The organism is Enterobacter sp. CFEC122 (assembly GCF_052983755.1).
The window spans coordinates 112,320-126,508 of the sequence record NZ_JBRIQR010000002.1 but is presented as its reverse complement, the minus strand read 5'-3'; the positions used below and the strand labels follow the sequence as shown (position 1 = coordinate 126,508).

16 protein-coding genes are annotated in these 14,189 nt (G+C 56.8%); 8 read left to right on the top strand and 8 right to left on the bottom strand.

Annotated elements, in window-relative coordinates:
- Positions 1-6: 6 nt before the first annotated feature.
- The gene (locus ACVCAM_RS02465) at positions 7-498 is read right to left on the bottom strand and encodes a YajQ family cyclic di-GMP-binding protein (RefSeq protein ID WP_023293165.1); all 492 of its coding nucleotides are present in this window, start codon (positions 496-498) and stop codon (positions 7-9) included.
- A 121-nt stretch (positions 499-619) separates the two neighbouring features.
- On the opposite strand from ACVCAM_RS02465, the gene panE reads away from it, so the two are divergent.
- Both panE and yajL read left to right on the top strand, forming a co-directional pair.
- Entirely contained in the window at positions 620-1,531 is a 912-nt protein-coding gene (gene panE, locus ACVCAM_RS02460) for a 2-dehydropantoate 2-reductase (protein ID WP_008503328.1), read from the top strand.
- Positions 1,494-2,087: a protein deglycase YajL gene (gene yajL, locus ACVCAM_RS02455; RefSeq protein WP_008503329.1), complete on the top strand. Its 594-nt coding sequence runs from the start codon at positions 1,494-1,496 to the stop codon at positions 2,085-2,087. Before panE ends, yajL begins: the two co-directional genes overlap by 38 nt.
- 94 nt (positions 2,088-2,181) lie before the next feature.
- Here yajL and thiI read toward each other — a convergent pair whose 3' ends face one another.
- Positions 2,182-3,630, bottom strand: coding sequence for a tRNA uracil 4-sulfurtransferase ThiI (gene thiI / locus ACVCAM_RS02450; RefSeq protein WP_023343485.1), 1,449 nt, complete (start codon positions 3,628-3,630; stop codon positions 2,182-2,184).
- Between the two features lie 191 nt (positions 3,631-3,821).
- On the opposite strand from thiI, the gene xseB reads away from it, so the two are divergent.
- The 4 genes from xseB to ACVCAM_RS02430 all read left to right on the top strand — a co-directional run bounded on the left by xseB (position 3,822) and on the right by ACVCAM_RS02430 (position 7,890).
- Positions 3,822-4,064: an exodeoxyribonuclease VII small subunit gene (xseB, locus tag ACVCAM_RS02445; RefSeq protein WP_008503331.1), complete on the top strand. Its 243-nt coding sequence runs from the start codon at positions 3,822-3,824 to the stop codon at positions 4,062-4,064.
- Positions 4,065-4,964 (top strand): (2E,6E)-farnesyl diphosphate synthase, encoded by a 900-nt coding sequence (gene ispA / locus ACVCAM_RS02440; RefSeq protein WP_008503332.1) that lies wholly within the window; start codon positions 4,065-4,067, stop codon positions 4,962-4,964. It begins immediately after the preceding gene.
- A 24-nt stretch (positions 4,965-4,988) separates the two neighbouring features.
- Complete coding sequence (gene dxs / locus ACVCAM_RS02435; protein ID WP_008503333.1) at positions 4,989-6,851, top strand: 1-deoxy-D-xylulose-5-phosphate synthase; 1,863 nt, start codon at positions 4,989-4,991, stop codon at positions 6,849-6,851.
- Between the two features lie 64 nt (positions 6,852-6,915).
- Complete coding sequence (locus tag ACVCAM_RS02430; RefSeq protein WP_025912623.1) at positions 6,916-7,890, top strand: aldo/keto reductase; 975 nt, start codon at positions 6,916-6,918, stop codon at positions 7,888-7,890.
- A gap of 64 nt (positions 7,891-7,954) precedes the next feature.
- Here ACVCAM_RS02430 and thiL read toward each other — a convergent pair whose 3' ends face one another.
- From thiL to nrdR, 5 genes are all read right to left on the bottom strand, one after another.
- Positions 7,955-8,926 (bottom strand): thiamine-phosphate kinase, encoded by a 972-nt coding sequence (gene thiL, locus ACVCAM_RS02425; protein ID WP_021241664.1) that lies wholly within the window; start codon positions 8,924-8,926, stop codon positions 7,955-7,957.
- Positions 8,927-9,003: 77 nt separating this feature from the next.
- A complete protein-coding gene (gene nusB / locus ACVCAM_RS02420; protein ID WP_006809908.1) occupies positions 9,004-9,423 on the bottom strand; it encodes a transcription antitermination factor NusB in 420 nt (139 codons plus the stop codon).
- Positions 9,424-9,444: 21 nt separating this feature from the next.
- Positions 9,445-9,915 carry a 6,7-dimethyl-8-ribityllumazine synthase gene (gene ribH, locus ACVCAM_RS02415; protein ID WP_003859098.1) on the bottom strand — a complete coding sequence of 157 codons (471 nt, stop codon included), beginning with the start codon at positions 9,913-9,915 and terminating at the stop codon, positions 9,445-9,447.
- A gap of 87 nt (positions 9,916-10,002) precedes the next feature.
- Complete coding sequence (gene ribD, locus ACVCAM_RS02410; protein WP_023326783.1) at positions 10,003-11,106, bottom strand: bifunctional diaminohydroxyphosphoribosylaminopyrimidine deaminase/5-amino-6-(5-phosphoribosylamino)uracil reductase RibD; 1,104 nt, start codon at positions 11,104-11,106, stop codon at positions 10,003-10,005.
- Between the two features lie 4 nt (positions 11,107-11,110).
- Complete coding sequence (nrdR, locus tag ACVCAM_RS02405; protein ID WP_008503337.1) at positions 11,111-11,560, bottom strand: transcriptional regulator NrdR; 450 nt, start codon at positions 11,558-11,560, stop codon at positions 11,111-11,113.
- A gap of 152 nt (positions 11,561-11,712) precedes the next feature.
- Here nrdR and ACVCAM_RS02400 point away from each other — a divergent pair, with 152 nt between their 5' ends.
- Positions 11,713-12,252, top strand: a complete 540-nt coding sequence (locus tag ACVCAM_RS02400; RefSeq protein WP_008503338.1) for a SadB/YajI family lipoprotein — start codon at positions 11,713-11,715, stop codon at positions 12,250-12,252.
- 270 nt (positions 12,253-12,522) lie between these two features.
- Positions 12,523-13,407, top strand: a complete 885-nt coding sequence (locus ACVCAM_RS02395; protein ID WP_031275068.1) for a nucleoside-specific channel-forming protein Tsx — start codon at positions 12,523-12,525, stop codon at positions 13,405-13,407.
- A gap of 87 nt (positions 13,408-13,494) precedes the next feature.
- On the opposite strand, the gene ACVCAM_RS02390 is transcribed toward ACVCAM_RS02395, so the two are convergent.
- Complete coding sequence (locus tag ACVCAM_RS02390) at positions 13,495-14,175, bottom strand: helix-turn-helix transcriptional regulator (protein WP_023616119.1); 681 nt, start codon at positions 14,173-14,175, stop codon at positions 13,495-13,497.
- Positions 14,176-14,189 lie beyond the last annotated feature (14 nt).

Below are 14,189 nucleotides of genomic sequence, written 5' to 3'. Positions count from 1 at the left end.
TTTATATTAGTCGCGGAAGTTTTTAAACTGGAACGGTTGCCCCAGGTCGCCGCCGCGCACCAGCGCCATCACGGACTGCAGGTCGTCGCGGGACTTACCGGTGACGCGAATTTCCTCGCCCTGGATCTGCGCCTGCACCTTCAGCTTGCTGTCTTTGATGAGCTTCACGATCTTCTTCTGCACCGCGCTCTCGATGCCCTGCTTCAGCTTCGCTTCAACAAACCAGTTCTTACCGCTGTGCACAAACTCGTCCGGCACATCCAGGGACGTCCCTTCGATGCCGCGCTTCAACAGCTTGGCGCGCAGAATGTCGAGCAACTGATTCACCTGGAAATCAGACTCGCTCAGCACCTTAATGGTCTTATTTGCATCGTTCAGCTCAAACGACGCCTCAACGCCACGAAAATCGAAACGTGACTCAACTTCGCGGGTTGCGTTCTCAACGCCGTTGCGAACTTCCTGGATATCAACTTCGGAAACAATATCGAAAGATGGCATCTTTTCTTCTCCCTTCACTTTTGTTGCGTTGCATAATACCCGCTACGAGGCATAACTCAACAGAAGCTTAGCTGTATAATTAAGCTGTAACACCTGGCGCAGTTGCAGGTGAGGAGGAACAATGAAAATTACGGTGCTCGGATGCGGAGCGCTTGGTCAGCTGTGGCTGACCGCACTGTGCAAGCACGGACATGAGGTTCAGGGCTGGCTGCGCGTGCCCCAGCCTTATTGCAGTGTAAACCTGATTGGTGAAGACGGAAGCATCTTTAACGAATCCCTCACCGCGAACGATCCTGATTTCCTGGCGCAAAGCGACCTTTTACTGGTGACGCTTAAAGCGTGGCAGGTCTCAGACGCAGTAAAAACGCTGGCCGCGCAGCTCCCCCCCACTTCGCCCATACTGCTGCTGCATAACGGCATGGGGACCCTGGATGAGCTGAAAAGCGTTCCGCAGCCCCTGCTGATGGCAACGACCACCCACGCTGCGCGCCGCGACGGCAACATCATCGTGCATGTCGCCAGCGGTGTGACGCACATCGGGCCTGCCAGAACGCAGGATGGGGACTACAGCTATCTTGCCGATGTGCTGCAGAAGGTGCTCCCGGACGTGGCCTGGCATAACCACATTCGCCCTCAACTCTGGCGCAAGCTGGCCGTTAACTGTGTGATCAACCCGCTGACGGCGCTGTGGAACTGCCCGAACGGTGAACTGAAAAACCATCCGCAGGAGGTGGCGTCCCTCTGTGCAGAAGTCGCGGCGGTCGTTGAGCGGGAAGGGCTGCATACCTCGGCAGACGATTTACGCTGTTATGTCGAGCAGGTTATTGAGAGTACAGCTGAGAACATCTCCTCGATGCTGCAGGATGTTCGGGCATTACGCCACACGGAGATCGACTACATCACCGGCTATCTGCTAAAACGCGCCCGCGCGCACGGCATCGCGGTGCCGGAAAACGCCCGTCTGTATGACCTGGTTAAACGTAAGGAGAGTGAATATGAGCGCGTCGGCACTGATCTGCCTCGCCCCTGGTAGCGAAGAGATGGAAGCGGTCACCACCATTGATCTGATGGTGCGCGGCGGCATTAAGGTCACCACCGCCAGCGTCGCCAGCGACGGTAATCTGGCAATCACCTGTTCACGCGGGGTGAAAATCCTTGCAGATGCACCGTTGGTACAGGTGGCTGACGGAGATTACGACATCATCGTGCTGCCCGGCGGGCTGAAGGGCGCGGAATGTTTTCGTGACAGCCCGCTGCTGGTTGAGACCGTGCGTCAGTTCCATTTATCCGGCCGCATCGTCGCCGCCATTTGTGCCGCCGCCGGAACGGTTTTGGTTCCACACGATATCTTCCCCATTGGCAACATGACCGGCTTCCCGGGGCTGAAAGACACCATTCCGGAAGATCAATGGGTGGACAAGCGCGTCGTCTGGGATCCCCGCGTCAACCTGCTGACCAGCCAGGGCCCGGGCACCGCGATTGATTTTGGCTTAAAGATTATCGACCTGCTGGTCGGGCGCGAGAAGGCGTACGAAGTGGCGTCATCGCTGGTGATGCCAGCGGGGATTTATAATTACTATGAAGAGTAGTGCATAAAAAAAGCCGGGTGGCGGCTACGCCTTACCCGGCCTACAAATGCACGGTATCGTAGGCCCGGTAAGCGAAGCGCCACCGGGCGAGAAACTACGGACGATACACCTTCACATTGGCAAAGCCCTGCTCGCGCAGATACAGCGCCTGCAGGCGACTCATCACCCCGCGCTCACACCACAGCAGGTACGTTTTGCTCTGGTCGAGGTCGCCAAACTTCGTGCTCAGCTTGTAGAACGGCAGAGAAACCACTTCGACGCCGTCAACCTGCAGCGGCTTGTCATCCTGCTCGTCAATAGAGCGGATATCCAGAATCGCGTCGTTCGCGCCGAAACCGCTCACGGTCTCCACTTCTACCACTTCCTGCTCGGTCTGCTGGGCGATCTCGCGGATATCAATGTTGGACGCTTCTTCCACCACTTTATCCAGAATGCTGAAATCGAAGTTCTCTTCTTCCGCTTCGATCTTCGCCTTCACCGCTTTCACCGTTGGGCTTTTTGAGATCACGCCGCAGTATTCCGGCATGGTGCGGGCAAAATCTTCGGTACCGATTTCGCGCGCCAGATCGATGATGTGCTCTTTATCATGGGAGATCAGCGGACGCAGGATCAGGGTATCAGACACGTTGTCGATCAGGCGCAGGTTGGTCAGCGTCTGGCTGGAGACCTGCCCCAGCGCTTCACCGGTGACCAGCGCCTGCACGCCGTAGCGTTCAGCCACTTTGGATGCCGCACGCACCATCATGCGCTTCAGGATGACGCCCATCTGGCCGTCGTCCACTTTCTCCAGAATCTCGCCGACCACTGGTTCGAAATTGATTGCCACGAAACGCACGCGGTGGGAGCTGCCGAAGCGGTTCCACAGGTAATGCGCCACCTGACGAACGCCGATTTCGTGCGCCGCGCCGCCCAGGTTGAAGAAGCAGTAGTGTACGCGGCAGCCGCGGCGCATCAGCATATAGCTGGAGACGCCGGAGTCGAAGCCGCCGGAGATCAGGGACAGAACATCTTCCTGAGTCCCGATCGGGAAGCCGCCGATACCTTCATAGCGGCCTTTCACCAACAGCAGGCGATCGTTTTCGATCTCCAGATTAACGGTCACGTCCGGGTTGGTCAGACGCACGCGCGCCGTCTCAACGTGCTGGTTCAAACCGCCGCCAACGTAACGTTCCACTTCAATGGAGCTGAATTCGTGCTTACCGCGACGCTTCACGCGCACGCAAAAGGTTTTGCCTTCGATCCGATCGCGGTACTGAACCAGCGCTTTTTCGAAGATGTCGTGCATATCGCTGAACGGGACATCTTCCACTTCCAGAATATGGTGGATCCCCGGAATACGGGTCAGCGCGTCGCGAATATCCTGACGTTTGTTTTCGTCTTTCGCACGGACCTCAACGTGGTCCCAGTGGCGCACCACGGCGAGGGTTTCGTCGTAGTGCTTTAAAACGTTACGAATGTTCCCGGTGAGAATTTTAATAAAGCGCAAACGCACAGATTGGCTTTTGATGGTGATTTCAGGGAACAATTTAATGATAAACTTCATGGCGGCAATGTTTCTTAGGCAAGCGTATTAAGGCTTGTAATGGAAAAGAGTACAGCAGCCCACACCCGTGGCTGCATCCAGGCGCGCAAGTATACCACCATCGCGCCGCTCCTGTGCACATTGCGCGTTATTTGATAATTGCCCTGAGTCCGTTACCATGTCGGGGCTGAGAATATAAGAGTCAATTCACTATGCCGAAGAAGAACGACGCACCGGCCAGTTTCGAAACTGCGCTGAGTGAACTGGAGCAAATCGTTACCCGTCTTGAGAGCGGCGATCTCCCGCTGGAAGAGGCGCTCAACGAATTCGAGCGCGGCGTGCAGCTGGCGCGCCAGGGGCAGGTCAAACTGCAGCAGGCCGAGCAGCGCGTGCAGATCCTGCTTTCCGACAGCGAAGACGCGAAAACCACGCCTTTCACACCGGACGCCGAGTAAATGGATTTTGCCAACGAGCTTCAGGCGCGCGTCGTGCGTGCCAACGACGCCCTGCGCCGATTTATTGCGCCACAGCCTTTTCAGAACACTCCTCTGGTTGAAGCCATGCACTATGGCGCACTCTTGGGTGGAAAGCGCCTGCGCCCGTTCCTGGTGTACGCCACCGGCAACATGTTTGGCATCAGCGATAACACGCTGGACGCCCCGGCAGCCGCCGTTGAGTGCATCCATGCCTACTCGCTGATCCACGACGATCTCCCGGCGATGGACGACGACGATTTGCGTCGGGGTCAACCTACCTGCCACATCAAGTTTGGCGAGGCGAATGCCATTCTGGCGGGTGATGCCCTGCAGACGCTGGCGTTCTCGATTCTGAGCGACGCGCCAATGGCCGAAGTGGCTGACCGTGACCGTCTGGCAATGATTTCCGAACTGGCCATGGCCAGCGGCGTGGCCGGCATGTGCGGCGGTCAGGCGCTGGATCTTGAAGCGGAAGGACGTCAGGTTAATCTGGAACAGCTGGAGCGTATTCATCGCCATAAAACCGGGGCATTGATTCGTTCCGCCGTTCGCCTGGGCGCGCTGAGCGCGGGTGAGCAAGGGCGCAAAGCCCTGCCGATTCTGGACAGATACGCAGAAAGTATCGGTCTGGCATTCCAGGTTCAGGATGACATTCTGGATGTGGTGGGCGATACTGCAACATTGGGTAAACGTCAGGGTGCGGACCAGCAGCTTGGCAAAAGTACCTACCCCGCCCTGCTGGGTCTTGAGCAAGCCCAACGTAAAGCCCGGGATCTGATTGACGATGCCCGCCAGTCGCTGAATGAACTGGCTGCGCAATCGCTGGATACCTCGGCACTGGAAGCGCTAGCGGACTATATAATCCAGCGTGATAAATAAACTATATATCTCGATGAGCCTTTGATGAGTTTTGATATTGCCAAATACCCGACACTGGCGTTAGTTGACTCCACCCAGGAGTTACGTCTGTTGCCGAAAGAGAGCCTGCCGAAGCTGTGCGACGAGCTGCGTCGCTACCTGCTCGACAGCGTAAGCCGCTCCAGCGGCCATTTCGCCTCCGGGCTTGGCACGGTAGAGCTGACCGTGGCGCTGCACTACGTCTATAACACGCCGTTCGATCAGCTCATCTGGGACGTGGGCCACCAGGCCTATCCGCACAAAATTCTGACCGGACGTCGCGATAAAATTGGCACTATTCGTCAGAAAGGTGGCCTGCATCCGTTCCCGTGGCGCGGTGAGAGCGAGTATGACGTGCTGAGCGTCGGCCATTCCTCCACCTCCATTTCTGCGGGCATCGGTATTGCCGTCGCCGCCGAGAAAGAGAACAAGCAGCGCCGCACCGTCTGCGTGATTGGCGACGGTGCCATCACCGCGGGTATGGCCTTCGAAGCCATGAACCATGCGGGCGACATCAAGCCGGACATGCTGGTTATCCTCAACGATAACGAAATGTCGATCTCCGAGAACGTTGGCGCGCTGAACAACCATCTGGCACAGCTGCTCTCCGGCAAGCTTTACTCCTCGCTGCGTGAAGGCGGTAAAAAAGTCTTCTCCGGCGTACCGCCGATCAAAGAGCTGCTTAAGCGTACCGAAGAGCACATCAAAGGCATGGTCGTGCCGGGTACCCTGTTTGAGGAGCTGGGCTTTAACTATATTGGCCCGGTTGACGGCCACGACGTACTGGGGCTGGTCACCACGCTCAAGAACATGCGCGACCTGAAAGGTCCGCAGTTCCTGCACATCATGACCAAAAAAGGGCGTGGCTACGAACCAGCGGAAAAAGATCCGATTACCTTCCACGCGGTACCGAAATTTGACCCGTCCAGCGGCTGTCTGCCGAAAAGCAGCGGCGGCATGCCGAGCTATTCAAAAATCTTCGGCGACTGGCTGTGCGAAACCGCCGCAAAAGACAACAAGCTGATGGCGATCACCCCGGCCATGCGCGAAGGCTCCGGCATGGTAGAGTTCTCTAAAAAATACCCTGACCAGTATTTCGACGTGGCCATTGCCGAGCAGCACGCGGTGACATTTGCAGCGGGCCTGGCGATCGGCGGCTACAAACCGGTTGTCGCTATCTATTCCACCTTCCTGCAGCGCGCCTACGATCAGGTGATCCACGACGTGGCGATCCAGAAGCTGCCGGTGCTGTTTGCTATCGATCGTGCGGGCATCGTCGGTGCCGACGGCCAGACGCACCAGGGCGCGTTTGACCTGTCCTTCCTGCGCTGCATTCCAGATATGGTGATCATGACGCCAAGCGACGAGAACGAATGTCGTCAGATGCTGTTTACCGGCTACCATTATCAGGATGGACCAAGCGCCGTTCGCTATCCGCGCGGCAATGCGGTGGGCGTTGAGCTGCAGCCGCTGGAGAAGCTGGCGATCGGTAAAGGTCTGGTTAAACGTCGCGGTGAGAAAGTGGCGATCCTGAACTTCGGCACGCTGATGCCAGAGGCGGCTAAAGTAGCTGAAACGCTGAATGCCACCCTCGTGGATATGCGCTTTGTGAAGCCGCTCGACGAATCCCTGATCCTGAGTATGGCTGAGGCGCACGACGTGCTGGTCACGCTGGAAGAGAACGCGATTATGGGCGGTGCGGGCAGCGGCGTGAACGAGGTGCTGATGGCAAACCGTAAAGCCGTTCCGGTGCTGAACCTCGGCCTGCCGGACTATTTCATCCCGCAAGGTACCCAGGACGAAGCCCGCGCGGCGATTGGCCTGGACGCTGCCGGTATCGAAGCTAAAATCCGCGCCTGGCTGGACTGATCCCTCCCCCCTTTTCCGCTCCTGCTATGCTTAAACGTATTGTTTAAACAGCAGGAGCGGAACCGTGCAATACACAACATTAGGAAAAACGGACCTTAAGGTTTCCCGACTTTGTCTGGGATGCATGACCTTTGGCGAGCCCGATCGGGGGAACCACGCCTGGACGCTGCCGGAAGAGAGCAGCCGTCCGATCATCAAACGCGCCATCGAGGGCGGCATTAACTTCTTTGACACCGCCAACAGCTACTCCGACGGCAGCAGCGAGGAGATTGTCGGCCGCGCCCTGCGCGATTTTGCCCGTCGGGATGACATCGTCGTTGCCACCAAGGTGTACTACCCGGTGGGCGACCTGCCGCAAGGCCTTTCTCGCGCGCAGATCCTGCGTTCCATTGACGACAGCCTCAGGCGCCTGAACATGGATTACGTCGACCTGCTGCAAATTCACCGCTGGGATTACAACACGCCGATCGAGGAGACGCTTGAGGCGCTCAACGACGTCGTCAAAGCCGGTAAAGCACGCTACATCGGCGCATCGTCGATGCACGCGGCGCAGTTCGCTCAGGCGCTGGATCTGCAGGCGCAGCACGGCTGGGCGCGCTTTGTCACCATGCAGGATCACTACAATCTGATCTATCGAGAAGAAGAGCGTGAGATGTTGCCGCTGTGCCATCAGGAGGGCGTGGCGGTCATCCCGTGGAGCCCGCTCGCGCGCGGTCGCCTGACCCGTCCGTGGGGCGAAACTACGGCCCGTCTGGTCTCGGATGAAGTGGGAAAAAATCTCTATGAAGGAACAGAGGCCAGCGATGCACTGATTGCCGAACGCCTGGCCGGGATTGCCGACGATACCGGCGCAACCCGCGCCCAGGTAGCGCTGGCATGGCTGCTGGGTAAACGCGGCGTCGCGGCTCCCATTATCGGCACGTCCCGGGAAGAGCAGTTGGACGAACTGTTAAACGCGGTGGATATCACGCTGACGCCCGAACAGGTTGCCGAGCTGGAGACGCCGTATCAGCAGCATCCGGTGGTGGGGTTTAAATAAGCCCCATCTTTTTTGTAGGCCGGGTAAGGCGGAGCCGCCACCCGGCATTACAGAGCGTACAAACTCACGCGAAGTGATCGTACCCTTTCCAGTCCAGCGTAACCGGCGCACCGTCTTTCACAAACTTCAGCCCTTCACTCTCCGGCATGATCTGCCCGATACAGGTGAATTTCGCGCCAAGATGCGCTAACGCCACGTCGAGCGTTCCACGGTTCAGCTCCGGAACGGTAAAGCACAGTTCATAATCTTCACCACCGGACAGCGCCCAGCGCAGTGCCTGCTCAGGTTCGACATGACGAAGCAGTTCCTCTGACAGCGGGAACAGATCCAGGTCAACGCGCGCGCCGACACCGCTGGCCTTCAGGATATGGCCAAGATCTGAGATCAGCCCGTCAGAGAGATCGATAGCCGAGCTTGCGCGCTCGCGCAGCGCCTGACCGTGCAGAATACGCGGCGTCGGGCGCAGATGGCGTTTCACCAGATACGCCGCATCGTCAGCGTTCTTCACGGTTAAGCGATCCTGAAGAATCGCCAGGCCCGCGGCGCTGTCGCCCGGTGTACCGGTCACGTAGATCCAGTCGCCGGGTTTTGCACCCGAACGCTTCAGCGCGCGACCAAGCGGTACATAGCCATGGATCGCCAGCGTCATCGACAGCGGCCCGGCAGTGGTATCACCGCCAATCAGCTGCATATCGTAGTAGTTAAGCTGCTCAAACAGCGCATCGCTGAATGCTTCAAGCCAGGCTTCGTCTACCTCAGGCAGCGTCAGCGCCAGGGTTAACCACGCGGGATCGGCCCCCATCGCCGCCAGATCGCTGACGTTAACCGCCAGCGCCTTATACGCCAGATCGGCAGGATCGATATCCGGTAAAAAATGACGTCCGCACACTAAGGTGTCGGTGCTGATTGCCAGCGTCTGTTTTTCGGGAATATTGAGAAGTGCACAGTCATCGCCGATGCCGGTTTCAACATCAAGACGAGAGGTTCTGACACGGTCGAAATAACGGGCAATCAGGGAAAATTCGCCGCATGCCATACGTTATGCCTCAGCAAATAAAAGAAAAAACCGGAGCCGCACTGCCCGTCAGGCAATGCAAAACTCCGGTTTGCGGATCACTTTTTGTGGGGACGGATCGCAGGTGCTGCTTTATCAAGTACGCCGTTTACAAACTTGTGGCTGTCTTCAGCGCCGAAGGTTTTCGCCAGTTCGATCGCTTCGTTGATGGCCACTTTGTACGGCACATCATCACGTTTAGACAGCTCAAACAGCGCAATGCGCAACACTGCTTTTTCTACCTGACCCAGCTCTTCGAGCAGACGGGACAGGTAAGGTTTCATCAGACCATCGAGATACGCGCTATTAGTCGCCACTCCCGACAGCAGTTCACGGAAGTACAGAACGTCAACGTCTTTCACGTCCTGTTCTGACAGGAACTGGTATTCAACATCAGCGATGTCGTTCTGGGACAACTGCCAGGAGTAAAGTGCCTGGACGGCACATTCACGGGCGCGGCGACGAGCAGCAGGTTTCACGGAATTCCCCTTACAAAAAAATCAGGCCTTGATGGCTTTCAATACATTGATCATTTCAAGCGCGGTCAGTGCAGCTTCTGCACCTTTGTTACCGGCTTTGGTGCCAGCACGTTCGATGGCTTGTTCAATACTTTCGGTGGTCAGCACGCCGAACGCGACAGGAATTTCAGCATCCTGCGCAACGTGTGCCAGACCGTTGCTTGCACCGCCCGCAACGTATTCGAAGTGCGCAGTGCCGCCACGAATAACGGTACCCAGCGCAATCACCGCGTCATATTTACCGGTTTTCGCCAGCGCGCCCGCCGCCAGTGGCAGTTCGTAAGCGCCTGGAACCCAAACAACGGTAATGTTGTCATCTTTAACCTGGCCGATACGTTTCAGGGCGTCAACCGCACCTTCCAGCAGGCTATCGTTGATGAAGTTGTTGAAACGCGCAATGGTGATGGCGACGCGAGCGTCCGGGGTAGCTACAGCAGCTTCAATAATGTTCATACTCTTCCTTTACGGGTTCATTTGGCCCCGCAGGGGGGCGGATTTTATCATAATACTTTGCGCACTGCTTCCCTATTTCGGGAGCAATTACGCTGTCGTTAAGTGGAGGCAGACATCCGGACCCACCGGACGAATCTCGCTAAATTTGAGTTGTGGTGCATCGGCCAGTTTTTCAAGGCCGGGCAGCACAAACAGGCCGCGCGCGTCACTGCCCAACAGTTTAGGCGCAACGTAGACGAGAAGCTCATCCACCAGCCCCGCCTGAAGCAGCGCGCCGGCAAGCGTCGGGCCCGCTTCGACCCAGATGCTGTTCACCTGCTGCTTGCCGAGCAGCATCATCAGCACCACCAGATCCAGATGCCCGTTATGCTCCGGCACTATGATGCTGCGTACGCCTTCCGGCCATGCGCGCGTATCTTCTTTGGTGCGCGCAATCCAGGTTTCCCCTGGCTGCTGGACGATGCGGTGCTCCGGCGTCACGCGGTTCTGGCTATCAATGACAATACGCAGCGGCTGACGCAGGTTCTCCTGCGGATACAGAGCCTGGGTATCGGCATTCAGCTCGTCCCAGCGCACGGTCATGGCCGGATCGTCAGCCAGAACGGTTTCACTGCTGGTGAGAATAGCATGGCTTTGCGCACGCAGACGTTGCACATCGCGCCTTGCCTGCGGCGACGTGATCCACTGGCTCTCGCCGTTTGCCATCGCCGTACGACCGTCCAGCGAGGCACCCAGCTTAAGCTGGATATACGGGAACCCGGTACGCATGCGCTTCAGGAAACCTTTGTTGAGCGCTTCCGCGTCCTGCATCATCAGGCCATGGCTGACGTCAATGCCTTCCTGCTGCAGACGATACAGACCTCGTCCGGCCACCTGCGGATTCGGGTCCTGCATCGATGCAACCACGCGCGACACCCCCGCGGCAATCAGCGCGTCGCAGCACGGTGGCGTACGCCCGTGATGGCTGCAGGGCTCCAGCGTAACGTAGGCCGTCGCACCGCGCGCCTTCTCGCCGGCCATGCGCAGGGCATGAACCTCAGCATGCGGCTCGCCTGCACGATAGTGAAAGCCCTCCCCCACGATCTCGCCATCTTTAACGATAACGCACCCGACGTTCGGGTTGGGATGGGTCGTAAAACGACCGCGCTGCGCCAGCTTCATGGCTCGCGCCATGTACATCTCATCGTGCATGAGCTTAATCCTGTAAGCGGGCGATCTCTTCGCCAAACTCTTTGATATCTTCGAAGCTGCGGTAGACCGAGGCGAAGCGGATATAGGCGACCTTATCGAGCTTTTTCAGCTGCTCCATTACCAGGTTGCCAATCATCTTGCTGGGCACTTCACGCTCACCCAAACCACGAAGGTAAGATTTTATGTGGTTTAACGCCATCTCCACGTCGTCCGCGCTGACGGGACGCTTTTCAAGGGCCTTCAGCATTCCGCTGCGCAGTTTCTCTTCGTTAAACGGCTCACGTACGTCGTTACTTTTAACCACGCGCGGCATGACCAGCTCTGCCACCTCAAAGGTCGTGAAACGCTCGTTACACACCAGACACTGCCGACGACGGCGCACTGAAGACCCTTCGCCCACAAGGCGAGAGTCGATGACTTTGGTATCCACAGCGGAGCAGAATGGGCAATGCATACGGTATCCCTGTTATCTGGTTAACTGATTTTCATTTTACCCTGAACTGGCCTGACAACAAAGGAAGAGCTTTTTGAGAAAAAGGATCTATGTCTGACACAATGATGCTGGCTACCATTAGGACGATCCGTTATTTCAAGGAAATAAACGCAATGACAAGACGTTACCTGAAAATATTGCTGGTGGGGAGCCTCTTCACCCTTAGCGCCTGTGCACAGCAAACCGAAGTCCGTCAGATGAAACAGAGCGTCAATACGCTCAATACGGCGATGGACAAGCTAAACAAAGAAACGGTGAAGATCACCCAGCAAAATGCGCTGAACGCGAAATCTACCAGCGGGGTGTACCTGCTGCCGGGGGCGAATACGCCTGCCCTGCTGAACAGCCAGATTGGCACGCTAAAAATGTCTCTGGTGAATGTGGCGGCGAATGCCGATGGTACTCGCGCAACATTACGCATCAAGGGAGAGTCCAACGATCCGCTTCCGGCCTTCAGCGGCACCGTCGAGTGGGGCCAGATCCAGGGCACCACGGAGAACTACCAGGAGGTGAACGTGAAGAATCAGCTCTTCACCGCCCCGGCCAGTGTTTTAGCACCCAGTGATGTGGATATTCCGCTTCAGTTAAGTGGCCTTACGCCGGAACAGTTAGGCTTTATCCGCATTCACGACATTCAACCCGCCGCGCAGTAATCCTCTCTTTTTTAGCGGAGTGAAATGTCACTCCGCTAACATTTACATTTCGTATGGATTGGCAACATAAATGATTGCCGCTACAATCCCGGCCGTTTAAAGTACGCAAACGTGAACGCAATCGATTACGTGTATGAGAGATATGTGAAACAACACATATTTTTGTGAGCAGGGATTCCTATAATAGGCACCGCAGAAACACGAAATATTTAGAAACGCAATTCGCGCATTTTTCACTCCCGGAAGGGAATTTCAATCAGTGGCATGATTATGAAAAAAACATTACTCGCAGCTGGCGCCGTGCTGGCACTGTCCTCTTCTTTCACTGTTAACGCAGCGGAAAACGACAAACCACAATACCTCTCCGACTGGTGGCACCAGAGCGTTAACGTGGTCGGCAGCTACCACACGCGTTTCGGACCTCAGATTCGTAACGATACCTACCTGGAATATGAAGCGTTCGCCAAGAAAGACTGGTTTGATTTCTACGGCTACGTCGATCTGCCAGTATTCTTTGGTGGTAACACCGATGCGAAAGGTATCTGGAACAACGGCTCTCCGCTGTTTATGGAAATCGAACCACGCTTCTCTATCGATAAGCTGACCGGCACCGACCTAAGCTTCGGGCCGTTCAAAGAGTGGTACTTCGCGAATAACTACATTTACGACATGGGCCGCAACGATTCTCAGGAACAAAGCACCTGGTACATGGGTCTGGGTACGGACATCGACACCGGTCTGCCAATGAGCCTGTCTCTGAACGTGTACGCTAAGTATCAGTGGCAGAACTACGGTGCCGCGAACGAAAACGAGTGGGATGGCTACCGTTTCAAAGTGAAATACTTTGTGCCAATTACCCAACTGTGGGGCGGTAACCTGAGCTATATCGGCTTCACCAACTTTGACTGGGGCTCAGACCTGGGTGACAACGATTTCCGTGACCTGAACGGTAAGAAAGCGCGTACCAATAACTCCATCGCCTCCAGCCACATTCTGGCGCTGAACTACGATCACTGGCACTACTCTGTTGTGGCACGTTACTGGCACAACGGTGGTCAGTGGAACGACGACGCCAGCCTGAACTTCGGCAACGGCGACTTCAGCGTCCGATCTACCGGTTGGGGTGGTTACCTGGTTGTAGGTTACAACTTCTAATCAGTGCGGGTTTCGCCCGGTGGCGCTACGCAAACCGGGCCTACGAGCCAAATGTAGCCGGGTAAGGCGTAGCCGCCACCCGGCTTTTTACTGCCTCACCTTGCGCAAAAAATCCGCCAAAGACCTGTCCGCACTTTCGCTAAACCGCCTTTCCGTAGCCACAATATTGAGGCATCTGTCGAGCCGGAAACAGCGATAGTCATCGCGCCGTTCACACCACGCCGCCAGCAGCCAGCGCTCTCCCCAGAAGAACAGCCCCAGAGGCTGAACCTCACGATTAGACAGCTGTCCTGCTTCATCACGGTAATGCAGCGCCAGCACCTGCTGAGCGGAAATTGCCTGATGGATCCTGTCAAAATCGCTGCGGGAGTGGCTTTGCATGCAAAAATCCGGGGCGTAGATCCGCGTCTGCTCCGCCTTTCGACGACTCTCCTCGGGCAGAATCGCCAGCACCTTTTCCTGAGCCGACTCCAGCTCGCGCGACAGCGATTCCCCTCCCCAGGTTTTGAGCAGGCGAATCGCAACGATCAGCGCCTCGGACTCCTTATTTGTCAGCATCAGCGGCGGCAGGTCAAAGCCCGACATAAGCCGATATCCGCTCCCCGCCTCACCTTCCACCGGCACGCCGGAAAGCGACAGGTCGCGGATATCGCGGTAGACCGTGCGCTCGGACACGCCAAGCCGGTCCGCCAGATGCGCTGCCGTTGTCAGACGCCTGCCCCGCAGGATCTGCACAATCTGAAACAAACGGTCAGCGCGTCGGGTCATTTCTTAGTTCGCTC

Excerpts from the sequence above, each read along its gene's own strand:
- ACVCAM_RS02465 (WP_023293165.1), bottom strand. The coding sequence starts at position 498 with ATGCCATCTTTCGATATTGTTTCCGAAGTTGATATCCAGGAAGTTCGC.
- panE (WP_008503328.1), top strand. The coding sequence starts at position 620 with ATGAAAATTACGGTGCTCGGATGCGGAGCGCTTGGTCAGCTGTGGCTG.
- yajL (WP_008503329.1), top strand. The coding sequence starts at position 1,494 with ATGAGCGCGTCGGCACTGATCTGCCTCGCCCCTGGTAGCGAAGAGATG.
- thiI (WP_023343485.1), bottom strand. The coding sequence starts at position 3,630 with ATGAAGTTTATCATTAAATTGTTCCCTGAAATCACCATCAAAAGCCAA.
- xseB (WP_008503331.1), top strand. The coding sequence starts at position 3,822 with ATGCCGAAGAAGAACGACGCACCGGCCAGTTTCGAAACTGCGCTGAGT.
- ispA (WP_008503332.1), top strand. The coding sequence starts at position 4,065 with ATGGATTTTGCCAACGAGCTTCAGGCGCGCGTCGTGCGTGCCAACGAC.
- dxs (WP_008503333.1), top strand. The coding sequence starts at position 4,989 with ATGAGTTTTGATATTGCCAAATACCCGACACTGGCGTTAGTTGACTCC.
- thiL (WP_021241664.1), bottom strand. The coding sequence starts at position 8,926 with ATGGCATGCGGCGAATTTTCCCTGATTGCCCGTTATTTCGACCGTGTC.
- ribH (WP_003859098.1), bottom strand. The coding sequence starts at position 9,915 with ATGAACATTATTGAAGCTGCTGTAGCTACCCCGGACGCTCGCGTCGCC.
- ribD (WP_023326783.1), bottom strand. The coding sequence starts at position 11,106 with ATGCACGATGAGATGTACATGGCGCGAGCCATGAAGCTGGCGCAGCGC.
- nrdR (WP_008503337.1), bottom strand. The coding sequence starts at position 11,560 with ATGCATTGCCCATTCTGCTCCGCTGTGGATACCAAAGTCATCGACTCT.
- ACVCAM_RS02400 (WP_008503338.1), top strand. The coding sequence starts at position 11,713 with ATGACAAGACGTTACCTGAAAATATTGCTGGTGGGGAGCCTCTTCACC.
- ACVCAM_RS02395 (WP_031275068.1), top strand. The coding sequence starts at position 12,523 with ATGAAAAAAACATTACTCGCAGCTGGCGCCGTGCTGGCACTGTCCTCT.
- ACVCAM_RS02390 (WP_023616119.1), bottom strand. The coding sequence starts at position 14,175 with ATGACCCGACGCGCTGACCGTTTGTTTCAGATTGTGCAGATCCTGCGG.